At 62.3% G+C, this 25,001-nt stretch carries 23 protein-coding genes and 1 pseudogene; 8 read left to right on the top strand and 16 right to left on the bottom strand.

The window, feature by feature from the left end; genetic code table 11:
* Nucleotides 1–10 precede the first annotated feature (10 nt).
* A complete protein-coding gene (locus AB4O22_RS11960) occupies nt 11–1,468 on the top strand; it encodes an amidase (RefSeq protein ID WP_223471913.1) in 1,458 nt (485 codons plus the stop codon).
* Between the two features lie 144 nt (nt 1,469–1,612).
* Here the strand turns inward: AB4O22_RS11960 and AB4O22_RS11955 are convergent, their stop codons facing one another.
* Nucleotides 1,613–3,100, bottom strand: coding sequence for an aldehyde dehydrogenase family protein (locus tag AB4O22_RS11955; protein WP_028237006.1), 1,488 nt, complete (start codon nt 3,098–3,100; stop codon nt 1,613–1,615).
* A 208-nt stretch (nt 3,101–3,308) separates the two neighbouring features.
* On the opposite strand from AB4O22_RS11955, the pseudogene AB4O22_RS11950 reads away from it, so the two are divergent.
* Nucleotides 3,309–4,268 (top strand): annotated as a pseudogene (locus AB4O22_RS11950) (methyl-accepting chemotaxis protein); the annotation flags it as partial.
* Nucleotides 4,269–4,426: 158 nt separating this feature from the next.
* On the opposite strand, the gene AB4O22_RS11945 reads toward AB4O22_RS11950, so the two are convergent.
* Nucleotides 4,427–5,755, bottom strand: coding sequence for an alginate export family protein (locus AB4O22_RS11945; protein ID WP_460096365.1), 1,329 nt, complete (start codon nt 5,753–5,755; stop codon nt 4,427–4,429).
* Between the two features lie 292 nt (nt 5,756–6,047).
* On the opposite strand from AB4O22_RS11945, the gene AB4O22_RS11940 reads away from it, so the two are divergent.
* From AB4O22_RS11940 to feaR, 3 genes are all read left to right on the top strand, one after another.
* Complete coding sequence (locus AB4O22_RS11940; protein ID WP_038859563.1) at nt 6,048–7,547, top strand: APC family permease; 1,500 nt, start codon at nt 6,048–6,050, stop codon at nt 7,545–7,547.
* Entirely contained in the window at nt 7,492–8,112 is a 621-nt protein-coding gene (locus AB4O22_RS11935; protein WP_050516647.1) for a DUF3156 family protein, read from the top strand. Before AB4O22_RS11940 ends, AB4O22_RS11935 begins: the two co-directional genes overlap by 56 nt.
* Before the next feature lie 123 nt (nt 8,113–8,235).
* Nucleotides 8,236–9,198 carry a transcriptional regulator FeaR gene (gene feaR / locus AB4O22_RS11930; protein WP_003201588.1) on the top strand — a complete coding sequence of 321 codons (963 nt, stop codon included), beginning with the start codon at nt 8,236–8,238 and terminating at the stop codon, nt 9,196–9,198.
* A gap of 172 nt (nt 9,199–9,370) precedes the next feature.
* On the opposite strand, the gene AB4O22_RS11925 is transcribed toward feaR, so the two are convergent.
* The 6 genes from AB4O22_RS11925 to AB4O22_RS11900 all read right to left on the bottom strand — a co-directional run bounded on the left by AB4O22_RS11925 (nt 9,371) and on the right by AB4O22_RS11900 (nt 14,307).
* On the bottom strand, nt 9,371–10,138 hold the full coding sequence (locus AB4O22_RS11925; RefSeq protein WP_038859353.1) for an SDR family oxidoreductase: 768 nt from the start codon (nt 10,136–10,138) through the stop codon (nt 9,371–9,373).
* Complete coding sequence (locus tag AB4O22_RS11920; protein WP_460096364.1) at nt 10,131–10,931, bottom strand: SDR family NAD(P)-dependent oxidoreductase; 801 nt, start codon at nt 10,929–10,931, stop codon at nt 10,131–10,133. Before AB4O22_RS11920 ends, AB4O22_RS11925 begins: the two co-directional genes overlap by 8 nt.
* On the bottom strand, nt 10,924–11,745 hold the full coding sequence (locus AB4O22_RS11915) for a molybdenum cofactor biosynthesis F family protein (RefSeq protein WP_013693296.1): 822 nt from the start codon (nt 11,743–11,745) through the stop codon (nt 10,924–10,926). The genes AB4O22_RS11920 and AB4O22_RS11915 overlap by 8 nt, the downstream gene beginning before the upstream one ends.
* A gap of 78 nt (nt 11,746–11,823) precedes the next feature.
* Nucleotides 11,824–12,483, bottom strand: coding sequence for a helix-turn-helix transcriptional regulator (locus AB4O22_RS11910; RefSeq protein ID WP_003201594.1), 660 nt, complete (start codon nt 12,481–12,483; stop codon nt 11,824–11,826).
* A gap of 51 nt (nt 12,484–12,534) precedes the next feature.
* The gene (locus AB4O22_RS11905) at nt 12,535–12,900 is read right to left on the bottom strand and encodes a cupin domain-containing protein (RefSeq protein WP_003201596.1); all 366 of its coding nucleotides are present in this window, start codon (nt 12,898–12,900) and stop codon (nt 12,535–12,537) included.
* 108 nt (nt 12,901–13,008) lie between these two features.
* Nucleotides 13,009–14,307 carry an NAD(P)/FAD-dependent oxidoreductase gene (locus AB4O22_RS11900; RefSeq protein ID WP_003201598.1) on the bottom strand — a complete coding sequence of 433 codons (1,299 nt, stop codon included), beginning with the start codon at nt 14,305–14,307 and terminating at the stop codon, nt 13,009–13,011.
* A gap of 311 nt (nt 14,308–14,618) precedes the next feature.
* On the opposite strand from AB4O22_RS11900, the gene AB4O22_RS11895 reads away from it, so the two are divergent.
* From AB4O22_RS11895 to hpaR, 3 genes are all read left to right on the top strand, one after another.
* Nucleotides 14,619–15,788 (top strand): p-hydroxyphenylacetate 3-hydroxylase oxygenase component, encoded by a 1,170-nt coding sequence (locus tag AB4O22_RS11895; RefSeq protein ID WP_003201600.1) that lies wholly within the window; start codon nt 14,619–14,621, stop codon nt 15,786–15,788.
* Between the two features lie 65 nt (nt 15,789–15,853).
* Entirely contained in the window at nt 15,854–16,795 is a 942-nt protein-coding gene (locus AB4O22_RS11890; RefSeq protein ID WP_003201603.1) for a p-hydroxyphenylacetate 3-hydroxylase reductase component, read from the top strand.
* Nucleotides 16,796–16,996: 201 nt separating this feature from the next.
* Nucleotides 16,997–17,419, top strand: coding sequence for a homoprotocatechuate degradation operon regulator HpaR (gene hpaR / locus AB4O22_RS11885; RefSeq protein ID WP_014338027.1), 423 nt, complete (start codon nt 16,997–16,999; stop codon nt 17,417–17,419).
* Between the two features lie 139 nt (nt 17,420–17,558).
* Here hpaR and hpaI read toward each other — a convergent pair whose 3' ends face one another.
* The 8 genes from hpaI to AB4O22_RS11845 form a co-directional block, all read right to left on the bottom strand.
* Nucleotides 17,559–18,356: a 4-hydroxy-2-oxoheptanedioate aldolase gene (gene hpaI / locus AB4O22_RS11880; RefSeq protein ID WP_013693297.1), complete on the bottom strand. Its 798-nt coding sequence runs from the start codon at nt 18,354–18,356 to the stop codon at nt 17,559–17,561.
* Nucleotides 18,357–18,370: 14 nt separating this feature from the next.
* A complete protein-coding gene (hpaH, locus tag AB4O22_RS11875) occupies nt 18,371–19,174 on the bottom strand; it encodes a 2-oxo-hept-4-ene-1,7-dioate hydratase (protein WP_003201609.1) in 804 nt (267 codons plus the stop codon).
* Nucleotides 19,175–19,186: 12 nt separating this feature from the next.
* The gene (locus tag AB4O22_RS11870; protein ID WP_460096363.1) at nt 19,187–20,491 is read right to left on the bottom strand and encodes an MFS transporter; all 1,305 of its coding nucleotides are present in this window, start codon (nt 20,489–20,491) and stop codon (nt 19,187–19,189) included.
* 52 nt (nt 20,492–20,543) lie between these two features.
* Nucleotides 20,544–20,936, bottom strand: a complete 393-nt coding sequence (locus tag AB4O22_RS11865) for a tautomerase family protein (protein WP_003201613.1) — start codon at nt 20,934–20,936, stop codon at nt 20,544–20,546.
* Between the two features lie 44 nt (nt 20,937–20,980).
* The gene (gene hpaD, locus AB4O22_RS11860) at nt 20,981–21,838 is read right to left on the bottom strand and encodes a 3,4-dihydroxyphenylacetate 2,3-dioxygenase (protein ID WP_027911702.1); all 858 of its coding nucleotides are present in this window, start codon (nt 21,836–21,838) and stop codon (nt 20,981–20,983) included.
* 112 nt (nt 21,839–21,950) lie between these two features.
* Nucleotides 21,951–23,411 carry a 5-carboxymethyl-2-hydroxymuconate semialdehyde dehydrogenase gene (hpaE, locus tag AB4O22_RS11855; RefSeq protein ID WP_014338032.1) on the bottom strand — a complete coding sequence of 487 codons (1,461 nt, stop codon included), beginning with the start codon at nt 23,409–23,411 and terminating at the stop codon, nt 21,951–21,953.
* Between the two features lie 5 nt (nt 23,412–23,416).
* Nucleotides 23,417–24,187: a fumarylacetoacetate hydrolase family protein gene (locus AB4O22_RS11850; RefSeq protein ID WP_003201619.1), complete on the bottom strand. Its 771-nt coding sequence runs from the start codon at nt 24,185–24,187 to the stop codon at nt 23,417–23,419.
* Nucleotides 24,184–24,861, bottom strand: coding sequence for a fumarylacetoacetate hydrolase family protein (locus tag AB4O22_RS11845; RefSeq protein WP_003201621.1), 678 nt, complete (start codon nt 24,859–24,861; stop codon nt 24,184–24,186). Before AB4O22_RS11845 ends, AB4O22_RS11850 begins: the two co-directional genes overlap by 4 nt.
* Nucleotides 24,862–25,001: the final 140 nt, after the last annotated feature.

The raw sequence follows: 25,001 nt of genomic DNA, 5'->3' as shown, positions 1-25,001 counted from the left end.
AACCTGAGACATGGGTATGCAAGACATCCACCACTTGATGGACACTGAAGATGCCACGGCGCTGGCCGAGTGGGTCAGGCGTGGCGAGGTTCAGCCCGGCGAACTGCTGGAGACGGCCATCGAGCGCCTGGAGCGGGTCGAGCCGCAGCTCAATGCGGTGGCCGAGCGCTTGTACGATTCGGCCCGGGAGGCGGCGCGCAAGCCTCAAGCCGGACAAGGCCTGCTGGCCGGCGTGCCGACCTTGATCAAAGACCTGTTTTCACCGGTCGATGGCGCGGCGATGACTAACGGTTCGCGGGCGCTGGGCGACTGTCGTGCGGATTTTGAATCGGAAGTCGTGGCGCGGTTGCGGCGTGCCGGGTGCCAGGTGATGGGCACCAGTACTTCTCCGGAGTTCGGCACCTCGTACACCACCGAATCCGTGCGCTTCGGCGCCACCCGCAACCCCTGGAGCACTGACCACAGCGCCGGTGGCTCCAGCGGTGGTGCGGCGGCACTGGTGGCGGCCCGCGTGGTGCCGTTTGCCCACGGCAACGACGGTGGCGGTTCATTGCGCGTGCCGGCGTCTTGCTGTGGCGTGTTCGGGTTCAAGCCCAGCCGTGGCCTGATGCCGTCGGGGCCGATAATGGGCGAGGGCTGGGCCGGGATGGGCACGCCTCATGCGATCACTGTGTCGGTGCGCGACAGTGCGGCGCTGCTGGATGCCACCGCCGGAATGGACCTGGGCGCGCCGTACGCCGCGCCGATCCAGGCGTTGCCGTATGTGATGGCGGTGCAGGCTGATCCCAAGCCGCTGCGCATTGCCCTGGTCGAGCAACTCGAGCCCTGGCCTACGTCACCCCAGAGCCTTCAGGCGGTGGGCGAGGCCGCGCGGCTGTGCGAGTCCTTGGGGCACCGTGTCGAACCGGTGAGCCTGCCGGTGGGGTTGCTGGAGTTTCTCGACCACGTGTTCAGTATTATTGGTGCAAGCACCCGTCGCTATGTCGATTTGCTGGGCCAGATGCGTGGGTTCGCCGTGCAGGCGGAAGAACTGGAGGTGCGTACCCGGATCATCTTGCGGGACAAGGGCAACGTCAGCGGCGCCCAATATGTCGCGGCGGTGGAATGGATTCATGCCCTCGGCCGGCAGTTGGCGGTGTTCATGCAGGATTACGACGTGATCCTGACCCCGGTCCTGACCCGTGGACCGGTGCCGATTGGCGAACTGGATCTGCAGGATGTGTGCATGAGCCTGGATCAACTGCTTGAGCGCTACCACAGCTATGCGCCGTTCACTGCGTTGTTCAACGCCAGCGGTCAGCCGGCGATGTCAGTGCCGTTGTCCTGGAGCGCCAATGGCCTGCCGATGGGAGCGCATTTTGCCGGTCGCTTTGGCGAGGAAAGCACCTTGCTGGCCTTGGCCGCTCAACTTGAACGCGCCCAACCCTGGCGCGGCCGAGTCCCACCGGTCAACGCCTGCCGGCGGTGAAACCGTGGGAGCGAGCTTGCTCGCGATGGCGGTGCCAGCTCCAGCATCATGGTTGGCTGATAGTCCGTTATCGCGAGCAAGCTCGCTCCCACAAGGGGATTTTTGCTGGGTAGGGCTCTGGGGTTGTCCCAGAGCCCTTGAAGGTCAGTAGCGGATCATCACCGACTTCAGTTCGGTGTAGTCATCAATGAATGCACTGCCGAATTCACGGCCTACCCCTGAAGATTTACTGCCGCCAAAAGGCACCGCCGGGTCGAGCAGGGTGTGCATGTTCACCCAGACCGTGCCGGCTTCGATGGCGGGGACCATGCGCAGGGCTTTGCCCAGATCGTTGGTCCAGAGGCTGGCGCTCAGGCCGTAGGGGGTGTCGTTCATCAGCTCCAGCAGTTCCTCTTCACTGTCGTAAGGAAAGAACGTGGCGATCGGGCCGAAGGTTTCTTCGTTGAGCAGGCTGTCGTCGCGGCGATTGGCGAGGATGATGGTCGGTTCCACATAGCAACCCGGTCCATCGATCAGCTTGCCGCCGTGGACGATGGTGTTGTTCTGTGCGCGGGCCTTGGCGAAGAATTCTGCGAGTTTGTGTTGGTGCTGGCGGTTGGTCACGGGGCCGAATTCGGTGCGTTCGTCCAGAGGCGAGCCGATGCTGAGTTTGCTCAGGCGCTGGGCCAGTTTGTCCATGATCGTCTCGATCTGCGAGCGATGGACAAAGAACCGTTCCGCTGCAGCGCAGATCTGTCCCGAATGCAGAAAGCCCGCCTCGATGATGCCGTTGACCGCTACCTCGGGATCGATATCACGCAGGAACCCCGCCGCATTCTTCCCGCCCAGTTCCAAGGTTGCACGGGTCAACCCGGCGCCCATGGCCGCTTGGCCCACCGCCAGGCCGGTGGGCACGGAACCTGTGAACGAGACCTTGTTGGTGCCCGGATGTTCGATCAGCCCTTTGCCCACCTGTCCGCCGCCGGTCAACACATTCAGGGCACCGGCTGGAAGGCCGGCCTCGATGGCCAGTTCAGCGATGCGCAGGATGGTCAGCGGGGTGAACTCGCTGGGCTTGATGATGATGCTGCAACCGGTCACCAGGGCTGAGGCCAGTTTCCAGATGGCGATCATGGTGGAAAAATTCCACGGCACGATACCGACCACCACTCCGACTGGTTCGCGCAAGGTGAATGCGGTGTAGCGTTCGCCAGCGAAGGAGGGCAGTGATGGGGTGATCGTCTCGCCGTTGATCTTGGTCGCCCAGCCAGCGTAGTAACGCAGGAAATGGGCGGCCTGGTCGACTTCGAAGGCCCGGGAGATGTGGATGATCTTCCCCGACTGGCAGGTCTCGATCTGCGCCAGCTCTTCGCGGTTGCGTTCCAGCAGGTCTGCCAACTTGAGCAGCACATGGCCGCGGACTGCGGGTGCCGTTTGGGACCACTGCTTGAAGCCGCGGCGGGACGACTCCACCGCCGCATCAATGTCGCCGGGAGTGGCGTCGCTGACCTGGGCGATGACTTGGCCGGTGGCGGGGTTGACGACGTCCAGTGTCTGGTTGCTCTGGCTTTCGACGTAGCCACCGTCGATGAACAGGGCGTGATGTCTACCGAGGAAGGCTTGGACCTGAGGCAGCAGGGCAATATCGCTCATGAGGGTTTCCTGATCACGAATAGGGAAAGCCCCGAGGGTAATCCCGGCAGGACCGTCCAGCTTGACTGTGCCTGCCGCGCCGTATGTCTGTGGCTGCCAGCCTGGGTGGTTGGCAGCCAGGAGCAAGGCCCCGTGCAGGCAGGGACAAGCCAGCCTGGCCGGTTTGCGATCAGATCCGGGTTTCGACTTGATGGCATAGGGGCGGGCGATGTTTCTCCAGACCAACAAACAGAAACTGGCGTTGACTGCACAAGTGCAACGCGTGCTGACCGGCGAAACGGAGGACACGCCGCAGCTCGACGCGTATCCGCAACTGCGCACCGTCCTTGATCAGCATGCACGACAGATGGCGAGCGCGACTGCACATCTGCATCAGGTCGATGCACAAGTACAGGCGCAAACCCTGCAATGGCAGCACAGCGAGCGTGAGTTGCACAGGGTTCGCCAGCAATTGGAGCAAACCCTTGAGCGCGAGCAGGTGCTTGAAATTCGCTTGGATGAACTGAGCCAGCAGCTGCAGCAACAACGCCAGGATGCGCAGATCTGGGAGTTGCTGCAGTCGACCCTGACAGAAGGCTGCTGGGATATCACGGTCGTCAACGGTGACCTCCAGCACCCGGCCAGTGGCATGCGCTTTTCCAGTCAGTTCCGTTCGCTGCTGGGGTATGGGCCGGATGATTTGCCCGACGGCTGGGATGCCCAGGTCGGCATCACCCACCCGGACGACTTACCCAAGATCATGGCCATTTTCGACCGGGAAATCCTTGGCTCCCAGGGCAGCGGTGAATACGTCTTCGAATACCGGATGCGCCACAAGACCCGGGATTACATCTGGTGCCGCGAACGCGGTCGGGCGGTACGTGACTCGCATGGGCAACTGGTGCGGGTCATTGGTGCGGTGCGGGATATCAGCGATGAGCGCTCGGCCCAGTCCACCCATCAGCGCATGCTCGAACAGAACCAGGTGACCTACGCCCAGATTGCCACGGTGGTGGGGGTGATCAAGGGCATTGCCGACCAGACCAATCTGCTCGCCTTGAACGCCGCGATTGAGGCGGCCAGGGCCGGAGATGTCGGGCGCGGTTTCTCGGTGGTGGCCGATGAAGTGCGCAAGCTGGCACAGAGCACCCGGCAGGCGACTCATCAGATCCAGACCATGTTGCATCAGCACAAATAAGCAAGGCAATCGCAATCCCGTGGAGCTGCGTAGGAGCTGTCGAGTGCAACGAGGCTGCGATCTTTCCAAAGACACTTGCATCTAAAGCGAAAGATCAAAAGATCGTCCGAACGCGGCCCGAGCCTTCGGCAGCTCCTACGGTCGGTCGTCTAGAACGGAACCGCCACCACCAACTGACTGTAGACGTTGGTGCCGTTGCCTCCGACCTGATTGCCGCCGCTGTCCGCATCCTTCTCGGGCTTGTACAGGCCCACCAGCGGCGTGACGATCAGGTGTTCATTCACCGCCCATTCCACGTACAGGTCCAGCTCCTGCGCATCAAGGTTCAGCGCGTCACGGGTATGCAGGGTCTGGTAGTCGAAGAACAGTGCGCCGATGGTCACGGTTTCCGCCGGCTTGAGCTTGAGTCCTACGTGCTGGATGACGGTGTTGCTGTTGAACGGGCCGGCATAGTTGCCCGCCACTTCACCCTGGAACCAGGTGCCATAGCCGCGGTTCTGCCCGTTGAACATCGAGTCCCAGTCCTTGGAATAGCGGCTGTAGCGATAGGTCAGGTCCGGCGTCCAGGGCAAGTCGGCGAAGGTGTAGCCGGCTTCGGTGTACCAGGCTTTCTCCGGGCCCGCGTCCTTGTCCTGCCAGGCATACTCGAAGGAGAAGTGGGCATTCTCGATGCCAGCATTCCCGGCGCCGCGCAGGCTGTAGATGTCCATGCCTTCGCGCTGTTTCTGGAAGTCGCTGGCGTAGCGGTCATCGACATTGATGCCGTGGATGTAGGTCAGCCCCAGGGTGCCAGGCGCGGCGGTGTATTCCAGGGTGCTGGCGGCCATCTCGGTGTTGGCCTGGGCGCGGTTGTCGGACTTGATCCACATCAGGCTGCCATGCACGCCTTCCTTGCCGCCCAGGCGAACTACAGCGGTTTTGTCGAAGGCATGCCGGGCCGCCAGGTAATAGGCGCCGCCACGGTTGAGCTCGCCATCGGCCACGCCTTTGCCCAGGTTCAGGCCATCGTCGTTGATGATGAAACCGTCGCCCAGGGTGATCACCTGGCGGCCGTAGGACAGGTCGACACCGTCCTTGCCCAATGCCGGGAACAGATCCCCCGAACGCCAGCCGGCAAAGGCTTCATCGAACTTGGTGGTGCGTTCGGAGCCGTCGCTCAAGCCGGCTGCGTCGCCATCGCCCCAAGTGCCGGAGCTGACCAGGTTGGCCGTCCCGTAGACACTGCCCAGGCCGCCGAGTGTCTGGTCGATACTCAGGCCATACTTGATGAAACCTTCGCGCCAGCTCGAACCGCCGGCGGTGCCGTCGTAGTTCTTGCGGCTGTTGAACAGCCCGTAGACCGCCAGGAAGTTGCCGGTGACGGTGGTGTCTTCGTCGGTGTAAAGCTCATAGGCCTGGGCCGATGAATCGGCAACCAGCAGGGCAATGCCCAGGCCGATGGCGTTGCGCAGCAAAGGTGTACGGCGTGTGTGCTCCATGGTGGATTCCCCAGTGTTATAGGACAGTAGAGCGCGCATTAAGGGGAGTGGTACCCGGGGAAGTCTTTCACCTGCCTGCCATGGAGTTGACTCAGGCCGCCAGCGCGGCGGTGTTGGCAGGCAGCAACAAAACCGGCGGCAGACATGGGCAAGACGCCTGGGGCGGGGCGGCGCAGAGTAATGCTGCACGCAACGCCGTTTCGATCAGGGATTGGTTGGGGAAGGCATGATCGCCGGTTCCTGGACGGCTGTGGCATCCATACTAAAAATACGCTTTCGAGGACCTTGCACCATGTCGATCAATGACAGGCTCACCGAGCACTTGAACCGGGGTTCGGTGGGCTTTCCCACCGCGTTGGCCAGCACCATTGGCCTGATCATGGCAAGCCCGGTGATTCTCACCGCGACCATGGGCTTTGGCATTGGCGGCAGCGCCTTTGCCGTGGCGATGCTGATCGCCGTGGTAATGATGCTGGCCCAGGCGACGACGTTTGCCGAGGCGGCGTCAATTCTCCCGACCACCGGCTCGGTCTATGACTACATCAACTGTGGCATGGGCCGTTTCTTCGCCATTACCGGGACGTTGTCGGCCTATCTGATTGTCCATGTGTTCGCCGGCACCGCCGAGACAATCCTGGCCGGGGTCATGGCCCTGGTGAACTTCGAACACCTCAACACCCTGGCCGAATCGGCAGGCGGCTCCTGGTTGCTGGGCGTGGGGTTCGTGGTGGTGTTTGGTGTACTCAATGCGTTCGGTGTCAGTGCCTTTGGCCGGGCCGAAATCATCCTGACGTTCGGCATGTGGACCACCCTGATGGTGTTCGGCGTGCTGGGCCTGATCGCCGCACCTGCGGTGGAACTGGAGGGCTGGTTTGGCGCGTCCGTGGTGGGCACCGATCTGGTCACGGTGCTGTCGCTGGTGGGCATGGCCATGTTCATGTTTGTCGGCTGCGAATTCGTCACGCCGCTGGCACCGGACCTGCGCCAGTCCGCCCGGACCATGCCCCGGGCCATGATGCTGGGCTTGTTCAGCGTCGCCACCTGCATGTTCATCTACGGTGCCGCGATGAAGCGCCAGGTGGAAAACGTGCTGCTCGATGCCACCAGCGGCGTGCATCTGCTGGACACCCCCATGGCGATTCCACGCTTCGCCGAACAGGTCATGGGTGATATCGGCCCGATGTGGTTGGGCATCGGCTTTCTGTTTGCCGGTGCGGCGACCATCAACACCCTGATGGCCGGCGTGCCGCGGATTCTCTACGGCATGGCGGTGGACGGTGCGTTGCCGAAAGTCTTCACCTATCTGCATCCGCGCTTCAAGACGCCGTTGCTGTGCATCCTGGTGGCGATGCTGATTCCGTGCCTGCATGCGTTGTGGCTGGGCGGCAATACCGACAACATCATGCACCTGGTGCTGGCGGCGGTGTGCGCCTGGAGTTTTGCCTACCTGCTGGTGACCGTGTCGGTGGTCAGCCTGCGGATTCGTCGCCCCGATCTGCCGCGGGCCTATCGCTCGCCGTGGTTCCCGTTGCCCCAGATCCTGTCCAGTGTCGGCATTGTGCTGGGCATGTGGTTCATCACACCGCCCGGCATGAATCCGGCAGACATCTACGTGCCCTTCGCGGTGATGCTCGGTTGCACCGCGGCGTATGCCTTGTTCTGGACCCTGGTGGTACAGAAGGTCAATCCATTCAAGCCAGCGTCGGTAGAAGACGTGTTGGCCAAGGAGTTCTCCCATGAGCCAGGGCAACCTGCGGGCGAGTTTATCGACCCTGCTGCAAAAACTGTCTGAATTGTTCAGCGCCCAGCGCGCCCCGGCCGGTTATCGGCCCGGGGTGACCCTGGAACACCTGCGGCGCAACCTGGCGTTGGCGCGATTCGAGATGGCGGGCCCGGCTACGGCGACGGCAGCCACCGAAGACGGCAGCTTGCAGTTGGAGATTGTCGAACGCACCGAGTCGCAGCTGTTGATGCACATGGTGATGACCGAGTTCGTCCTGCGCGTGCCTGCCTCCCGAGAGGGCACGGCGCGCCTGGAACTGCACCACGGCGGGGCCGTTCGGCGTAGCGGCATTCGTTGCCGGCAGCGGGACGGGCACAGTGACCTTGCGGCCCGGTTGCAGGCGGCCGTTGAGCAGGATCCTGTGCTGTACCAGGCGCTCATGCCGCTGGATTTCAAACGGCTGCGCATCGATCTGCAGGGACGCCAGTGGTGCGTGCGCCTGGAGCACATGGGCGGTAGCGAAGTGGTGAATCGCATGCCGGCCTTTCGTCGCTATGTCCCGTTGATCCGGGAGCAGCGCACCGTCTTGCTGGCGACCTTGAGCGGCCTGCAGCGGGTGTTGGCAACGCTCTGATTCCTTTGTTCCACCCTGGCATCATTCCTGCTACTGCTCTGGCGATAAGGTACTTGTTGCGCGCATATAGATAACATGTTAACTATTGCCGTACAAAAACAATAAGCCACTGCGGAGAATGCCATGAGCATGCAACAGGTTGGGCAGGACGGTCTGGACACCTGGAACCGGGATCTGCGGGCGACTTGCGGTCATTTCGATACCGAGCTGGCCTTCAATCGTTCGCTGTTTATCGGTGAAGTGTCGAACTTCCATCGTGGTGGCCTTGCCCTCGCGAACCTGCGCACCAACGCCGGTAACATCAAACGTCACTCGCCCAACGCCGATCACGATGATGACCAGGATTGCCTTCTGGTCAGCCAGCGCAGTGGCTACTGCCGCATTACCCAGAACGGTCGGAGCATCCAGTTGGCGCCCGGTGAATTGTTGTTGATGGATTCCGTTGGGGCGCTTGAAATCACCCCGTTCGGCCTGATCGAGCACGCGGTGCTGTCCTTGTCTCGCCAGGATGTGTCGCGGCAACTGGGCGGGGAAACCAAGACCTTCGGCAAGGTGTCGTCCAGCAAGGCGTGTGGGCGGATGCTGCATGTGTTGATGGACCAGCTATGCAGGGACACACCGGACGGCGAGGGCGCGACGGGAGAGGGTGAAGCCTTGCAGAGTGCCTTCGTTTCGCTGTTGGGCTCGGCACTGGAACAGGGTAGCGATGGCCGTGACGAAGGGGTGGCGTTGCAGGGTAGTCACTTGCGCAGCTACGTGCAGAAAGTCATCGACGAATCACTGACCCAGCCTGGCCTTAGCCCGGTGGGCCTGGCCAATCGGCTGAATATTTCGGTGCGGCATCTGTATCGGTTGTTCGAAGAGCAGGATGACAGCGTTTGCCGCTACATCCAGCGGGCCCGGCTCAAGCGCAGCGCTGATGACCTGACCAATCCGTTCCTGCGGGACGAGTCCATCACCTCGATTGCCTACAAATGGGGCTTTACCGATTCGGCGCATTTCAGCCGTTCATTCAAGAAGCAGTTCGAGCTGTCGCCCAAGGAGTTTCGTTCCAGCCGTTTGCAGGTGGGGCAGGGGGTGGCTTGAACAAGGTCGTCTCTGGCGGGACGACCGCTATCGCGAGCAAGCTCGCTCCCACAGGGGATCTGTGGTGGTCGCGGATGCCTTGAACGACTCGGAAAAACTGTGGGAGCGAGCTTGCTCGCGATGACGGTGGTACATCCACCCTCACCGCAAGCTGACTCACCCCCACACAGGTTCAAACCTCCGGCAAAGTCGAACCCCCATCGACCACCAAGGTCTGCCCGGTCACATAACTGGCCAGGCTCGACGCCAGGAACAGCATGGCGCCAGCGATGTCGCTCGGTTGGCCCAATCGACCCAGCGGTACCCGGCGGGCGATGTCCTGGTTGACCTCCTCGTCGCCAAGATTCGCCATGGCCGGTGTTGCAATCATGCCCGGCTCGACGCCATTGACGCGGATATTTTCGGCCGCCAGTTCCAGCGCGGCGTTGCGAATGAAACCATTGACCCCGGCCTTGGAGGCCGCGTAGTGGCTGAGCCCCGGATACGCCACCCGCGGGCCGGTGACCGAGGAGGTCACCAGCACGCAGCCATGGCCCTGGCGCCGGAACATCGGCAACGCCGCCTGGGTCAGCCAGAACAGCGCCGACAGGTTCACCGCCAGCGTTCGTTCAAGTATCGCCGGGGTGATCTCGGCGAACGGTGTCAGCGGAAAATAGCCGGCGTTGTGCACCAGGATATCCAGCCTTCCCAAGCGCTGTTCCAGCTCGACCATGATCCCGAAGACCGCCGTTGCGTCGGCCAGGTCAACCCCCACCGCTTGCACCTGACAGCCTCCGGCGGTCAATTCTTTGGCCACCGCCTCGGCGCGCGCCAGGCCCAGGTCGGCGATGACCACGTGGGCCCCGCGCAGGGCAAACGCTTCAACGATGGCCCGGCCAATGCCCTGGGCGCCGCCCGTGACCAGCACGGTCTGGCCGCTGAAATCCAGATCCTCAGGCATCGCTGGCCTCCATCCGGCTGAAGGCCAGTGTCGGTACGTCGACAATGCTGGAGCCGCCATCGGCCACCAGCGTCGCCCCGGTGATGATCGACGCCTCGGGCGAGGCCAGGAAACGGCAGACGTTAGCGATTTCCTCGGCGCTGGCAGCCCTGCGCAACGGCACGTCGGCGCAGACCCGGTCATACGCCTGCTGCAACGTTTCGCCATGGAACTGCAACAATGCCTGCATTTCTTCATCGGCCATGGGCGTGCGGACCCAGCCAGGGCAGATCGCGTTGACCCGTACGCCGTGAGGCCCGTAATCCCTTGCCAGGGAGCGGTTGAGGCCCAGCAGCGCATGTTTGGCGGTGGTGTAGCCGCACACGTGCGGGCCTGCCGCCAAGGAAGCAATGGAGGCGATCAGCACAATGTTGCCGGCACTTTCCTGCAGCATGGGCAGGCACGCCCGGGCGCTGTAGAAGGCGCTGTCGAGATTGCTGCGCAGGGCCGCTTCCCAGGCCGATGGCGGGGTCTCGGTGGCGCTGCCCATGCCCAAGCCGCCGGCACAGGCCAGCAGCACGTCGAGTCGGCCATAGCGCGTGCGAATCTGCTCGACGAAGCCGTCCCAGGTGTTCGGACAGGCCGCGTCGCCCACCAGCACCAGGCCGCCGATGTCCTCGGCGAGTGCTTCCAGGGGCTCGCGGCGTCGACCGATCAGCACCAGGTTGGCGCCTTCGGCGGCATACAGGCGGGCGCAGGCTGCGCCAATACCGGTGCCGGCACCCGTGATCGCGACGGTGCGTAATTCAGGCATCGGGATACTCCGTCTGGTTGAGCACCTGGCAGTACGAACTGACCGGGAAATTGGAGAACTCATCGAACGAAGCCCCGGCGTAGCCGAAGATCTTGCCGTCGCTGCGGTGCTGTTGCAGGTCGATCAGCACCAGCCCGAGGGTCGGGATGATCTTTTCTCGCCAGACGAACAGGTACAGCTGATCGGCGATCTTGTAGGTGTCGCAGCGGTCGGTGTCGCACAGGCCTTGTTCAACACCCTTGAGGCACTGCCACGAGTAGAACTGGTCGTTGAGGTAAATGTGTTCGTAGACTTCGCTCGGGCTGTAGCGATACAGGTTGCGCAGCCCCACCAGTTCGGTGGTCGGTGCATGCGGGCACAGGCCAGGCTGCCAGGGACGATCTAGGCTGCCGTGCATGAACTGCGCTTGTACCGAGGTCAGTGGCTTGCCGGCCAGCGCCCGGCTGTAGAGGCCTTCGCCGGTTTCTTGCTGGCTTGGCATGCGGCCGATCACGGCGGTGAAGGACGCGCTGGCGGTATCGAGCACCAGGCTTATCGACGACGTCAGTTCGCCTTCGCGTTTGATGAAGTCCACCAGGTACAGGCCCGGGCGTACGGATGTGGCCCGGTAGGTCGCGGTGCCGCTGGAGTGCCCATCGGCGGCGTTCCAGGTCAGGGTGTCCTGCTCGAAGCGATGCTCGATCTGCCAGCCATTGGCGAAATGCAGGGTGAAGGTCTTGCCGTCCAGGTCGGCCAGGTTTGGCAGGATGAAGGCTTCGGGGGCAAAGCCATCGGCCAGGGCGCCGACGGTGATCCAGTCTGAAGATGTGCTCATTGCAAGGCTCCGGTGGTTGAATTAGCCACTCGGATCATGCGGTGCCAGTCAACGGCGGCCTATCAACCAAATGGTTGATCAGAGGAACAGTGCGCTGACCAACTCGGTACGGCTGCTCACGCCAACCTTGCGAAACAGGTGGATCAGGTGAGTCTTGATGGTCGGCAAGCCCACTTCCAGCTCCCGGGCCAATTGCTTGTTGCTGACGCCTTGGCGCAGTAGCCAGGCAATCTGGCGCTCCTTGGGCGTCAAGTCGCCCAGTGGGTCCCCATGGGCTGGTAAATGGGCCACGGCCAGTTGCAGCAAGGCCTGCAACGCGCTGAGTTGACTCAACTGCTGGCTGGTGAAGACACCTTGCTCGGCAGTGCGCAGCAACGAAATCGCGGCTTGGGGCTGACCGTCCCGATGGGCGAAGACTTCCACCACGTCGACCACGCCGTAGCGCTGCAGGAAGTCGTGATAACGATGGTTGTCACGTCGCGGTTGGCGGGCCATCGCCAAGCCCAACGGCACCACGGCCAACTCGCTGGACATGCAGTGTCGCGGGTGCAGCGGGTCGAACTGACGGTAGTTGTCCAGGTAGTCGCGGTGCATCTCGCCGCTCATCTTATGCAGGCTGAAGTCATGGACCTGCAGTTGCCGATCAACGCAGTAGAACGCCGCCCGGCTGACGGGAACCAGCTGGGTAAAGGCGTGCAGGCACTGGCCGGCGATGTCCTGGGTGGGGATGACGTTCATGGTCGCACCTTCGCCGAGAGGGCTGCCGGTGGGGCCGGCAGCCAAGTCCGATCAGGCTACCGCGAAGTAGTGTTTGACGAAACTCTCGCTGACCACTTCCCACAGCACTGGCGTGCCCTTGGTCACGAACCAGCCGTCGCCGGCCTTGTAGCGGGTGCTCTGGCCGGTGGCCTCGTCGGTGAGCACTACTTCACCGGTGACCACGGTGGCTTGTTCGGCGAAGGGGTAGACCATCCGGAACTTGCCTTGGGTGGTACCGAAGTAGGCGCTGCTGATGGGGTCGGTGGGGGCGCCGAAGGTCATCTTGCCGAAGGCTTTGACTTCGCCTTCGAGAATCTGCGAACCAAGATCGGCGACGGTGCCCCAGGCGTCCAGGTCGGACAGCTGGATGTCTTTTTCGAGGGTGATAAGGGGCATGGCAGTGACTCCTGATGAGTGAAAAAAACAAAGGTGGGGTGTGTCCAGTGCCAGTCAGTTAAACCTCGCTCCCACAGGGTTTTGCTTAACTGATTGGCATCGTGATCGTCAGCGACGGCCATTCCAGTAGCCCGACAGCTGATGCCAGGACTTGCCGGCGGTCAGCAGCAATGGGCGAATGGCGTCTTTGCCGATGATGGTCGGGCGATGGATCGAGCTGACCAGGTCGTAGCGCGCCGAGCCTTCGCTCATGCCTTCGGCCAGCACCTTGCAGATGATGTGGCTCGGCGTGACGCCAAAGCCTGAGTAACCCTGGACGAAAAACGCATTGCTGCGGCCGGGCAGGGTGCCGATCTGCGGGAACAGGTTCGGGCTGCACGCCATCGGGCCACCCCAGGCCAGGTCGATCTTCACGTCCTTGAGGTACGGGAAGATCTTCAGCATCAGGCGCCGGTTCCAGGCCTTCAGATCCTGGGGGATGTGCTCCACCAACGGCGTCGCGGCGCCGAACAGCAGGCGGTTTTCGTTGGTGACGCGGTAGTAGTCGATCACCGGGCGAATGTCACTGTAGGCACCGCGAATCGGGCTGATGCGCTGGATCAGTTCGTCCGACAACGGCTCGGTCATCATCTGGAAGGCGTAGGTGTTGATGGTCGAGCGGTGCAGTTCCGGCTCCAGCTTGTTGAGGAAACTGTCACAGGCCCAGAGCAGCTTGCTGGCTCTGACCGAACCGCGTCCGGTACGCACGGTGATGCGTTCGCCATAGCTGACTTCCAGGGCCGGGCTGTTCTCGAAAATCCGCACGCCGTGGCTGACGAGGGCCTTGGCCTCACCCAGTAACAGGTTCAGTGAGTGCACATGCCCGCCGCCCATGTGCAGCAAGGCGCTGCCGTAGGCCTTGGAACCGATGATCTGCTGCACGTCGGAGCCGCCGAGAAAGCGGATCTCATGTTTGCTGTTGACTGACTTGAAGTCTTTTTCCCAGGCCCGCAGGGTTTTCTCCTGGCGCGCGTTGAAGCCCATGTAGCCGTAGCCGTGGCAGAAGTCGGCATCGATTGCGTACTTGGCGATACGGTCCTTGATGATGTCGGCGCCCAGGTCGCTGATCTCGAAGATCTGGCGCAGTCCGTCTTCACCCACGTCCTTCTTGATCTTCTCCAGGTCATGACCGATGCCGGCCATGATCTGCCCGCCATTGCGCCCAGTGCCGCCGAACCCCAGGTAACGCGCCTCGAGCACCACGATGTTGGTGATGCCTTTTTCGGCGAGCTCCAGCGCGGTATTGATGCCGGAGAAACCGCCGCCAATGACCACAACATCGGCTTCCACGTCCTGTTCCAGCGTGGGGAAGCTGAGGTTGTATTTCTTGGTGGCCGTGTAATAGGTGGGCGTTTCGATATTGATCATGACGCAGCCTGACAAAGTGAAAGGAAACTCCGTTGCAACGCCTACGCAAGGCATTGCAGGGGACGGCCCTATTAAGAGCCCGGATGGGGGCGCCTGTCTTGATCATCCGTGCCGGGGTATTTGACCGAGCGCGCCATGGAGCCGAAACCTGCCCATGAAAAGTACAATCTTGGATCTGGAAGGTGCATTTTTCACCTGCCTGTGATTGCCCATACTGGACCGGCCTTAATCACTGATCCCGCTGTCTGTGCAACCTCAGGTTGCCGGGCAAAGGCGGGATTGGCAGATGCCAATAATAAAAGAGCCTGTCCATGAAAAAGCCAAACCCGCTGCTCGAAGACCTCAAGCCGATCCTGCCGGTCATTGCCGCCAATGCCTTCCAGGCGGAGAAAGACCGTAGCGTGCCTGCCGAGAATATAGCCTTGCTCAAAAGCATCGGCATGCACCGGGCCTTCCAACCGAAACCGTACGGTGGCATGGAGATTTCCCTGCCGCAGTTCGCCGATTGCATCGCGCTGCTGGCCGGTGCCTGTGCCAGCACGGCCTGGGCCATGAGCCTGTTGTGCACCCACAGCCATCAGTTGGCAATGTTCCCGGCCAAGGCCCAGCAGGAAATCTGGGGTGATGATCCCGATGCCACCGCCAGCAGCAGCATCGCGCCGTTTGGCCGCACCGAGGAAGTCGAGGGCGGTGTGATGTTCAGCGGTGAAATGGGCTGGAGCAGCGGCTGCGATCATGCCGAATGGGCGATCGTGGGGTTTCGCCGTAAAAACGCCGAAGGCGCCCAGGACTATTGCTTTGCGGTGCTGCCACGCAGCGACTATGAGATTCGCGATGACTGGTTCGCGGTGGGCATGCGCGGCAGTGGCAGCAAGACGTTGATCATTGACAACGCTTTCGTGCCGGAACACCGGATCCAGAAAGCCAGGGACATGATGGAGGGCAGGTCCGGCGGATTCGGCCTGTACCCCGACAGCAAGATTTTCTACTCGCCATACCGACCCTACTTCGCCAGTGGTTTCTCCACGGTCAGCCTGGGCGTGGCTGAACGCATGCTGGAGGTCTTTCGCGAGAAAACCCGCAACCGCGTGCGGGCCTACACCGGTGCGGCAGTCGGTGCCGCTACCCCGGCGTTGATGCGCCTGGCCGAGTCGACCCATCAGGTGGCCGCGGCCCGTGCCTTTCTGGAGAAAACCTGGCAGGAACACGCCGAATACGGCGAGCGCCACGAATACCCCAGCCGGGAAACCCTGGCGTTCTGGCGGACCAACCAGGGCTACGCCACCAAGATGTGCATCCAGGCCGTCGATCGCTTGATGGAGGCGGCCGGCGGTGGCGCCTGGTTCGAAAGCAATGAGTTGCAACGGCTGTTCCGCGACGCCCACCTGACCGGCGCCCATGCCTATACCGACTATGACGTCTGCGCGCAGATTCTCGGTCGTGAGCTGATGGGCCTTGAGCCTGATCCTTCCATGGTTTGACCGCCTGTTCGCTGAAACCTAGAACAATAATCGAGGCCGCCGCTCGAGGCGGCCGGGAGTCTTGCATGTCCAGTCTTTGTGATACCGCTTTCGATACCCGTGCGTTCCGCCGGGCCCTGGGTAACTTCGCCACCGGCGTGACCGTGGTCACCGCTGCCACTGAAGATGGCCGCAAGGTCGGTGTGACGGCCAACAGTTTCAACTCGGTGTCCCTGGACCCGCCATTGATCCTGTGGAGCATCGACAAGCGTTCGAGCAGCCATGGCGTGTTCGAAGCCGCCAGCCACTTTGCGGTGAACGTGCTGGCCGCCGACCAGATCGACCTGTCGAACAACTTCGCACGACCCAAGGAGGACCGCTTCGCTGAAATCGAATTCGAGGCCGGCGAAGGCGGCGCCCCGGTGTTTGTCGATTGCTCGGCGCGTTTTCACTGTGAAAAATTCCAGCAGGTCGATGGCGGCGATCACTGGATCATGATCGGCAAGGTCGTGGCGTTTGATGATTTCGGCCGCTCTCCATTGCTCTATCACCAGGGCGCCTACTCGATGGTGCTGCCCCACACTCGCATGACCAAACGGGAAGAGGGCCAGTCCCCCAGCAGTCACTTCCAGGGGCGCTTGAGCCACAACCTGTATTACCTGATGACCCAGGCACTGCGGGCCTATCAGGCCAGCTATCAGCCGCGTCAGTTGTCCACCGGCTTGCGCACCAGTGAGGCGCGGATGTTGATGGTGCTGGAGAACGACGCCGGCCTGAACCTGTGCGACCTGCAGCGGGAAGTGGCGATGCCGGCGCGCGAGATCGAAGAAGCCGTGGCCAACCTCAAGCGCAAGGGCCTGGTGAGCGATGAAGGCGAGCGGGTACGCCTGACTGCCAAGGGTATCGATGAGACCGAAGGGCTCTGGACGATTGCCAAGGAGCAGCAGGACAAGGTGTTCGACCAGTTCAGCGAGGAACAGGTCGAGCACTTCAAGCAGGTGCTCAAGGGCGTGATCAAGGGCGCTTGAGCGCCCTGTGGGAGCGAGCTTGCTCGCGATGGCGGGGACATATTGATGTCGACTGGCTGGGCCCTATCGCGAGCAAGCTCGCTCCCACAGGGTTATGTGTGTGGCCCAGCTACAGATTCTGTGAACGGATAGTCCGGCATGGGTTGGAAGCTGTTAAGATTTAGTTAACTCATTAACTAAATCCTTTTCGCGAACATACCCATGCCCAAGTTGCGCCAATCCTTGACCCTGACCCTGCTCCAGGCCCGTGAAGCGGCCATGGGGTTTTTCCGGCCTTCCCTCAATCAACATGGCTTGACCGAGCAGCAATGGCGAGTTATCCGTATTCTCAGCCAGCACGATGAGCTGGAGATCAATCGCCTGGCCGAACTGGCCTGCATCCTCAAGCCCAGCATGACCGGCGTGTTGGTGCGCATGGAAGCGGCGGGCATGGTGGTGCGGCGCAAGGCCGAACAGGATCAGCGACGAGTGCTGGTGCGCCTGGCGCCGCAAGGGCAGGCGAGTTTTGATTCGATGAGCCAGAGCATGGAAGAGAATTACCAGCGTCTGCAGGACAAGTTGGGGGAGGAAAAATTGCAGACGTTGCTGGGCTTGCTCAATGACCTGAAGGCGATCAGGCGCTGAGACCCCGGGCTGGTTGTTTTCTGTGGGAGCAAGGCTTGCCCGCGATGAAGACGCTGCGGTCTTTCAGAGACCGAGGTGCCTGTTTCGCGAGCAAGCTTTGCTCCCACAGATCCCCTTGCCACAAGGTATTTGATACCGATCAGTACACGCCGCCAGCCGCAGGTTTTGGCGTGTCTTTGAACGTCGCCGCCAGCGTCTGCAAACCCCGCATCAACACCGTCGTATCCACGCCCACCGCGACAAACGCCGCGCCGAGTTCGATATAGCGCCGGGCCAGTTTTTCATCGGCGCTGAGAATCCCGGCTGCCTTGCCGGCCTGGCGGATGCGAGCGATGGCGTCTTCGATGGCCGCTTGCACTTCCGGGTGACCGGGGTTGCCACGAAAACCCATGGACGCGCTCAGGTCCGCCGGGCCGATAAAGACCCCATCCACACCTTCCACTGCCGCAATGGCATCCAGGTTGGCCAGGCCTTCGCGGCTCTCGATCTGGACCAACAGGCACATCTGCTCATCGGCCTTGTCGAGGTAGCCGGGAATGCTGTTCCAGCGTGACGCCCGGGCCAGTGCGCTGCCAACGCCGCGTACACCATGGGGCGGGTAGTGGATGGCGCGCACCAGTTCGCGCGCCTGGTCGGCGCTTTCCACCATCGGCACCAGCAGGGTTTGCACGCCAATATCGAGCACTTGCTTGATCAGCGCCGTGTCACCGATTACCGGGCGTATCACCGGTTGGCTGGGGTAGGGTGCCACGGCCTGGAGCTGGCCGAGCAAGGTTCGCAAGTCGTTGGGCGCGTGTTCACCGTCGATCAGCAGCCAGTCGAAGCCGGCGTTGGCCGCCAGTTCCGCACAGTAGGCATCGGCCAACCCCAGCCACAGGCCGATCTGCGCCTCGCCGCTGCGCAGGCGTTGCTTGAAGGTATTGATGGGCATGTCCATGAAACGGTCTCCGATCAGACGAAACGGCAGGCGATGGAACCGAGCATGTCGTAGTCGACATGGAAGGTGTCGCCGGGGTTGGCTGCCACGGGGCGGGTGAAGGAACCACCGAGGATGATCTGTCCCGGTTGCAGGGTGACGTCATAAGCCGCCAGTTTATTCGCCAGCCAGGCCACGCCTTTGGCCGGGTGATTGAGCACCGCCGCCGAGACGCCGGACTCTTCGATCACGCCGTTGCGGTAGAGCACCGCCGGCACCTTGCGCAGGTCGATCTCGGTCGGGCGTACGGCGCGACCGCCCATGACCACGCCGGCATTGGCGGCGTTGTCGGAGATGGTGTCGAACACTTTGCGGGTCGCCTTGGTCTGCGGGTCGATCTGCTGGATGCGCGCATCGATGATTTCCAGCGCCGGGATCACCCATTCGGTGGCGTCGAGCACGTCGAACACCGTCACGTTCGGGCCCTTCAACGGTTTGCCGAGAATGAACGCCAGCTCCACTTCCACCCGCGGCACGATGAAACGCTCGAACGGGATGTCGGTGCCTTCGTCAAAGAACATGTCGTCCAGCAGCGCGCCGTAGTCCGGCTCGGTGATGTTCGACGACACCTGCATGGCCCGGGAGGTCAGGCCGATCTTGTGGCCGACCAGCTTGCGGCCGTCCTTGATTTTCTGCGCGACCCAGGCGCGCTGGATGGCGTAGGCATCCTCGATCGTGATGTCCGGGTGATCGAGGGAAAACTGCCGCACCTGCTCGCGGGAGCGTTCGGCATGGTCGAGACGGGCGGCGGCTTGTTGGATGAGGTTCTGGTCAAGCATGGCAAGGGTCTCTTATTGAGGGTTGACGATGGCGGCCCGGGTGCGCAGCACCAGCAAGCCGCCAAGGGCGATGAGCAGGGCCAGCACATACAAGGCGAGGCTGGCGCTCTGGGTGGTGTCGCGCATCCAGCCGATCAGGTAGGGCGCGAAGAATGAGGCGATGCTGCCGAAGGAGCTGATCAGCGCGATGCCGGCGGCCTGGGTGCCGTTGGACAGGAAGGCCGGCGGCAGTTGCCAGAACATCGGCAACGCCGCGCTGGCACCCATGCCGGCGACAATCAGGCCGCTGAGCACCAGGATCGGATTGCCGGGTGAGAGCCCGGTGACCGCAATGCCCAGCGCGGCCATCAACAGCGGCACGCACAGGTGCCAGCGGCGTTCGCGATGGCGGTCGGAGGAGCGCCCGCAGCCGATCATGAAGAAACAGCCGGCCAGGTAGGGCACCGCGCTGAGCAGCCCGACCTTGCCGTCGCTGCCGATGCCGGCGCCATGGATCAGGGTGGGCATCCAGAAGGCCAGGGTGTTCACCGCCAGCATCACGGCGAAGTACACCGCCACCAACAACCAGACCTGCGGATTGTTGAGGATCGCCGAAAACGAGGTGATGGATTTGCGCTGTTCTTCAAGGCTCAGTTGTTCGCGCAACTGCTGCTTGGCGTGCGGCGTGAGCCAACTGACCGTCTCGAAATTGTCCGGCAGACACTTGAGCACAACAAGGCCGAGCAGGATCACCGGCAGCCCTTCGATGACGAACATCCACTGCCAGCCGCGCAAACCGCCAACATCATGGAAATGCTCTAGAATACCGCCGGACAAAGGCCCGCCAATCACCCCGGCCATCGGTACGGCGATGGCAAACAACGCGGTTATCTGGGCCCGACGCCGGGCTGGATACCAGCGGTTGAGAAAGACCAGGATGCCAGGAAAGAAACCGGCCTCGGCCACGCCCAGCAGAAAGCGCAACACGTAGAAACCGGCGGCGCTGTCGATAAGGAACATGCCGGTGGACAAGGCGCCCCAAACCACCATCAGCGTGGCGATCCAGCGCCGCGGACCGACCCGGTCCAGGGCCATGTTGCTGGGCACCCCAAACAGCGCGTAGGCGATGAAGAACAGCCCTGCGCCGAAGCCGTAGACCGTGTCGCTGAACTGCAGGTCGGCGCTCATCTGCATCTTCGCGAAGCCGATGTTGATGCGATCCAGGTGGGCAAAGAGGTAACAGACCAGCAGCAGCGGCATCAGCCGCCAGGTGATGGTGGCATGGGTGCGGTCGTGCGCGACGGTGCCGGCAGTGTCGGCGGTATTGGCTGTGCTCATGATCTTGTACTTTTTGTCAGAGGGGCCGATGGGGAACGCCAGGCAGATGGATTCAGGTGGCCTGGCCCTTGAGGAAGGCGTGGACGTTGTTGGCCTTGAAGTTGAGCTGTTCGTGCAGCTCGATCATCTCGAATGACAGGGCCAGCAGGCGTTGGGCCTGGAGCTCGGCGAAGTGCGCGGTGATCACCTCGAAGAGTTTTTCCGCGACTTTCTGGCGGGTGGCCAGGTCACGGCCGTGGCCGACTTTCAAGGTCATGTGCACGAAGGCGTAGTCGTGCTTGCCGTCGGCCATGCGCCAGGTGTCCAGGCGCAGGCCGCGGCTGCGGATGCCGCCCAGGGGGAACACGCCGCTGTCGCCCAGCAAGGCGTGGACCTTTTCAAACAGGCCGGGCAGGTCGGCTTGTTGTTCGATGTTGTCGGTGTATTCAGCGATGAAATGCGGCATGACGGCTCCTTCAGGCCGCACGGGGATGCCGTACGGCCGCAGTGTCAAACAGGGAAGACAGCGTTGATCTGGCCGGTGCCGGAGCTGCCGAAAGGCTCGGTGATGATTTCGGCAGGCTTGTCGTAGTCCGGCCCGCCGAGCAACCCCAGCAGCATCGCCGTGTCATGCATCTTGCCTTCGCCGAAGCAGTGTTCGGCGTAGTCCGGGAGCATGGCGCAGAACTCTTTCCAGCGGCCTTGGCGCCACATTTCGACGACGTGCAGGTCGACCTGCTTGTCGAACTCCCGCGTCCAGTTGTGGATGTTGGCTTCAGCGTTGCGATCGTCGGAGAAACGGTGCGACAGCGAGCCGGACGCGAGCACCAGCACCTTGCGATCGCTTTTTTCGATGGCCCGGCGCACGGCGGCGCCGAAGGTGAAGCTGTCTTGCAGGCGGTGCCAGGCGCACCAGGCGGCAATCGACACGACGTTGAATTTCTGTTCCTGAGGGACGTCCATGTGCATGTAGCGCATGGGCACCAGGGTGCCGTATTCCAGCTCAAGACTCGGGATGTTGTGGGCCAGGGTGCGCACGTCGGCGGCATTGGCCTCGGCGGCAATCAGCTCGCCCAGTTCCGGGGCGCCTGAGTATTCGTACTCCATGTTCTTGATGAAGTGCGGCAGCTCGTTGCTGGTGTAGATGCCCTTGAAGTGCGCGCCGCTGTTGACGTGATAGGCGCTGTTGACCAGCCAGTGCACATCGAACACCACGGCGGTATCGGCCCCCAGTTCCCGGGCGCGGCGACCGATTTCCTTGTGGCCGGCAATCGCGGCGGCGCGGCAACCATGGTGCTTGCCGGGCAGCTCCGACAGGTACATGGAGGGAACGTGGCAGATTTTCGCAGCCAGGACGACTTCGCCCATGATGATTCTCCTGAAAAATTGTTCTTGTTGAATCTTGGTTGTGGGAGCAAAGCTTGCTCCCACAGGAACAGGGATAAATCCCCTCGCCACAGGGTTCATCACTTACCTGGGGTCATACACCCCAGCGCGGTATGTGATGACTGCCCATGGAGATGCAAACGTTCTTGATCTCGGCAAACACTTCAAAACTGTACTGTCCGCCTTCGCGGCCGGTTCCGGAACCCTTCACGCCGCCGAAAGGCTGGCGCAGGTCGCGCACGTTCTGGCTGTTGATGAACACCATGCCGGCCTCGATGCCATGGGCCAGGCGATGGGCCTTGCCGATGTCCTGGGTCCAGATATACGAGGCCAGGCCGTATTCGGTGTCGTTGGCCAATTGCAGGGCTTGGGCCTCGTCCTTGAACGGGATCAGGCACACCACCGGGCCGAAGATTTCTTCCTGGGCGATGCGCATGTTGTTGTTCACATCGGCGAACACCGTCGGCTGGATGAACTGGCCGCGGCTCAAGTGGGCAGGCAAATTGGCCGGGCGCTCCAGGCCGCCGGCCAGGAGGGTGGCGCCTTCTTCGAGGCCGATCTTGATGTAGCCGGTGACCTTGTCGTAGTGGGCCTGGGTGATCATCGAGCCGACCTGGGTCTTCGGGTCCTGCGGATCACCGACGATCAGGCGCTTGGCGCGGGCGGCGAACTCGGCCACGAACTGCGGATAGACACTTTCCTGGATGAAGATCCGGCTGCCGGCGGTGCAGCGTTCGCCATTGAGGGAAAAAATCGTGAACAGCGCGGCGTCGAGGGCCCGTTCCAGGTCGGCGTCTTCGAAAATCAGCACCGGCGACTTGCCGCCCAGTTCCATCGAATACTTCTTCAACCCGGCGGTCTGCATGATTTTCTTGCCGGTGGCGGTGCCGCCGGTGAAGGAGATCGCCCGCACATCCGGATGGCGCACCAGCGCATCGCCGGCGGTTGCGCCGTAACCCTGGATCACGTTCAGCACGCCATTGGGCAGGCCAGCCTCGACCGCCAGGCGACCCAGCTCGTTGGCGGTCAGCGGCGACAGCTCGGACATCTTCAGCACGGCCGTGTTGCCCAGCGCCAGGCACGGCGCGGTCTTCCAGGTCGCGGTCATGAACGGTACGTTCCAGGGCGATACCAGCGCGCAGACACCCACCGGTTGGTACAGGGTGTAGTTGAGCATCTGGTCGTCGACCGGATACGTATGACCGTCCATGCGCGTGCAGACTTCGGCAAAGAAATCGAAGTTGTGGGATGCACGCGGAATCAGCACATTCTTGGTCTGGTGGATCGGCAAGCCCGTGTCGAGGGTTTCCAGTTCGGCCAGTTTCGGCACGTTCTGCTCGATCAGTTCACCGAGCTTGCGCATCAGCCGGGCGCGTTCCTTGGCGGGGGTATTGGCCCACTTCGGGAAGGCCTCCTTGGCGGCGGCCACAGCCTGGGCGACTTCCTCGGCACCGCCGCTGGCGACTTCACCGATGGCCTCGCCGGTGGCCGGGTTGTAGTTGACGAACACGTCTTTGCTTTCGACCTCACGGCCGTTGATCCAGTGTTTGATCATGCTGCTCAAGCCTCTTTACGGGATGCGAAGAACTCGGCTTCGCTGACAATTCGATTGACCAGACGGCCGACGCCTTCCACTTCCACCACCACTTCATCACCGGGCACAACGTCCGCCAGGCCTTCCGGCGTGCCGGTGGCAATCATGTCGCCGGGTTGCAAGGTCATGAAGCTGGACAGGTATTCGATCAGGTACGGGATATCGAAAATCATGTCCTTGGTGCTGCCTTCCTGGCGCAGTTCGCCATTGATCCAGGTGCGCAGCGTCAGGTTGCTCGGGTCCGGTACATCAGCCACATCGACGATCCATGGGCCGACGGGGGTGGTGGCATCGCGGTTCTTCACTCGCAGGTTGGGGCGGTAGTAGTTTTCCAGGTAATCGCGGATCGCGTAGTCGTTGCACACGGTGTAGCCGGCCAGGTATTGCAACGCATCCTGGCGCTTGACGTTGCGCGCCGCTTTGCCGATGACCGCCACGAGCTCGCACTCGTAGTGCATGTAGGCGACGTTGTCGGGACGCCAGCTCACCTGGTTGTGGCCGGTGTAGGTGCCGGGGGACTTGATGAATGCCAGGGGTTCGGTCGGCGGCTTGAACGCCAACTCGGCGGCGTGATCGGCATAGTTCAGGCCCAGGGCGAACATGCTGCCGGTGGCCGGTGGCAGCCACTGGACCTGGTCCTCGGCCACCAGGCGACCGTCGGCCAGGCGTACAGCGTTGTGAGCTTCAACGGTGACGGCTTGATCCTGGCCTTCAAAACGAATGCGTGCGTGTTTCATGAACCTGCTCCTGTTTCCTCGGCCACGATGGTATTGACCAGACGGCCCAGGCCGGCGATGTCCACTTCGACACGGTCACCGGGCAGTACGTCGACCCGGCCTTCAGGCGTACCCGTGATCAGCACGTCGCCGGCATGCAGGGTCATGAATTCGCTGATCTCGGCAATCAGTTGGGGAATGTTGCGAACGAGGTTGGCCGTGCTGTTCTGCTGGCGAACCTCGCCGTTGACGTACAGCGTGATCGCCAGGCTGTGAGGGTCGGCCACCTGAGTGGTAGGCACCAGTTCAGGGCCGATGGCGCAGAAGCCGTCCCGGCACTTGGCCTTGACGGCGGGGCGGTAATAGCTGTCTTCCGGGAGGCTGAATTCATTGACGATGGTGTAGCCGGCCACGTAGTCCAGGGCTTCGGCGGCGCTGACGCGACTGGCCGACTTGCCCATGACCACGCCCAGCGCCGGCCCTGGTTGCAGTGTTTCGCCGCGACCGGGGTGAAACACCTCGGCACCGTGCCAGTTGCGGGTGTTAGGGGTCTTGATGAACAGCACGGGCTTGAGCGGCGGTTTCTGGTAGGGCGGTTGCTCGAACTCGGCGAGGCGCTGTTTCAGCAGCCCCTGGTAGTTCAGCGCGACCCCGAACAGGGTGCCGGTCGCGACGTCATGCAGGGCACGGCTCATGCTTGTCTCCTGGCGATGCAGAGGGGTGAGGGCTCTGCGGTTATTGTTAATGTGTTAACAGTTATAATTAAGATGTTAACTATCGTCAAGCGTGACAGAATGAACGGGCACTGGTTGCCTTGCCGGATTCGGTGCAGGAT

The sequence above is a fragment of the Pseudomonas sp. S3_B11 genome, from assembly GCF_054667715.1.
The sequence above is the reverse complement of the archived record's forward strand: the minus strand, read 5'-3'. Positions and strand labels throughout refer to the sequence as shown.

What these genes read in the sequence shown, in the direction of transcription:
- AB4O22_RS11960 (WP_223471913.1), top strand. Translation starts at nt 11, where the DNA reads ATGGGTATGCAAGACATCCACCACTTGATGGACACTGAAGATGCCACG.
- AB4O22_RS11955 (WP_028237006.1), bottom strand. Translation starts at nt 3,100, where the DNA reads ATGAGCGATATTGCCCTGCTGCCTCAGGTCCAAGCCTTCCTCGGTAGA.
- AB4O22_RS11945 (WP_460096365.1), bottom strand. Translation starts at nt 5,755, where the DNA reads ATGGAGCACACACGCCGTACACCTTTGCTGCGCAACGCCATCGGCCTG.
- AB4O22_RS11940 (WP_038859563.1), top strand. Translation starts at nt 6,048, where the DNA reads ATGTCGATCAATGACAGGCTCACCGAGCACTTGAACCGGGGTTCGGTG.
- AB4O22_RS11935 (WP_050516647.1), top strand. Translation starts at nt 7,492, where the DNA reads ATGAGCCAGGGCAACCTGCGGGCGAGTTTATCGACCCTGCTGCAAAAA.
- feaR (WP_003201588.1), top strand. Translation starts at nt 8,236, where the DNA reads ATGAGCATGCAACAGGTTGGGCAGGACGGTCTGGACACCTGGAACCGG.
- AB4O22_RS11925 (WP_038859353.1), bottom strand. Translation starts at nt 10,138, where the DNA reads ATGCCTGAGGATCTGGATTTCAGCGGCCAGACCGTGCTGGTCACGGGC.
- AB4O22_RS11920 (WP_460096364.1), bottom strand. Translation starts at nt 10,931, where the DNA reads ATGCCTGAATTACGCACCGTCGCGATCACGGGTGCCGGCACCGGTATT.
- AB4O22_RS11915 (WP_013693296.1), bottom strand. Translation starts at nt 11,745, where the DNA reads ATGAGCACATCTTCAGACTGGATCACCGTCGGCGCCCTGGCCGATGGC.
- AB4O22_RS11910 (WP_003201594.1), bottom strand. Translation starts at nt 12,483, where the DNA reads ATGAACGTCATCCCCACCCAGGACATCGCCGGCCAGTGCCTGCACGCC.
- AB4O22_RS11905 (WP_003201596.1), bottom strand. Translation starts at nt 12,900, where the DNA reads ATGCCCCTTATCACCCTCGAAAAAGACATCCAGCTGTCCGACCTGGAC.
- AB4O22_RS11900 (WP_003201598.1), bottom strand. Translation starts at nt 14,307, where the DNA reads ATGATCAATATCGAAACGCCCACCTATTACACGGCCACCAAGAAATAC.
- AB4O22_RS11895 (WP_003201600.1), top strand. Translation starts at nt 14,619, where the DNA reads ATGAAAAAGCCAAACCCGCTGCTCGAAGACCTCAAGCCGATCCTGCCG.
- AB4O22_RS11890 (WP_003201603.1), top strand. Translation starts at nt 15,854, where the DNA reads ATGTCCAGTCTTTGTGATACCGCTTTCGATACCCGTGCGTTCCGCCGG.
- hpaR (WP_014338027.1), top strand. Translation starts at nt 16,997, where the DNA reads ATGCCCAAGTTGCGCCAATCCTTGACCCTGACCCTGCTCCAGGCCCGT.
- hpaI (WP_013693297.1), bottom strand. Translation starts at nt 18,356, where the DNA reads ATGGACATGCCCATCAATACCTTCAAGCAACGCCTGCGCAGCGGCGAG.
- hpaH (WP_003201609.1), bottom strand. Translation starts at nt 19,174, where the DNA reads ATGCTTGACCAGAACCTCATCCAACAAGCCGCCGCCCGTCTCGACCAT.
- AB4O22_RS11870 (WP_460096363.1), bottom strand. Translation starts at nt 20,491, where the DNA reads ATGAGCACAGCCAATACCGCCGACACTGCCGGCACCGTCGCGCACGAC.
- AB4O22_RS11865 (WP_003201613.1), bottom strand. Translation starts at nt 20,936, where the DNA reads ATGCCGCATTTCATCGCTGAATACACCGACAACATCGAACAACAAGCC.
- hpaD (WP_027911702.1), bottom strand. Translation starts at nt 21,838, where the DNA reads ATGGGCGAAGTCGTCCTGGCTGCGAAAATCTGCCACGTTCCCTCCATG.
- hpaE (WP_014338032.1), bottom strand. Translation starts at nt 23,411, where the DNA reads ATGATCAAACACTGGATCAACGGCCGTGAGGTCGAAAGCAAAGACGTG.
- AB4O22_RS11850 (WP_003201619.1), bottom strand. Translation starts at nt 24,187, where the DNA reads ATGAAACACGCACGCATTCGTTTTGAAGGCCAGGATCAAGCCGTCACC.
- AB4O22_RS11845 (WP_003201621.1), bottom strand. Translation starts at nt 24,861, where the DNA reads ATGAGCCGTGCCCTGCATGACGTCGCGACCGGCACCCTGTTCGGGGTC.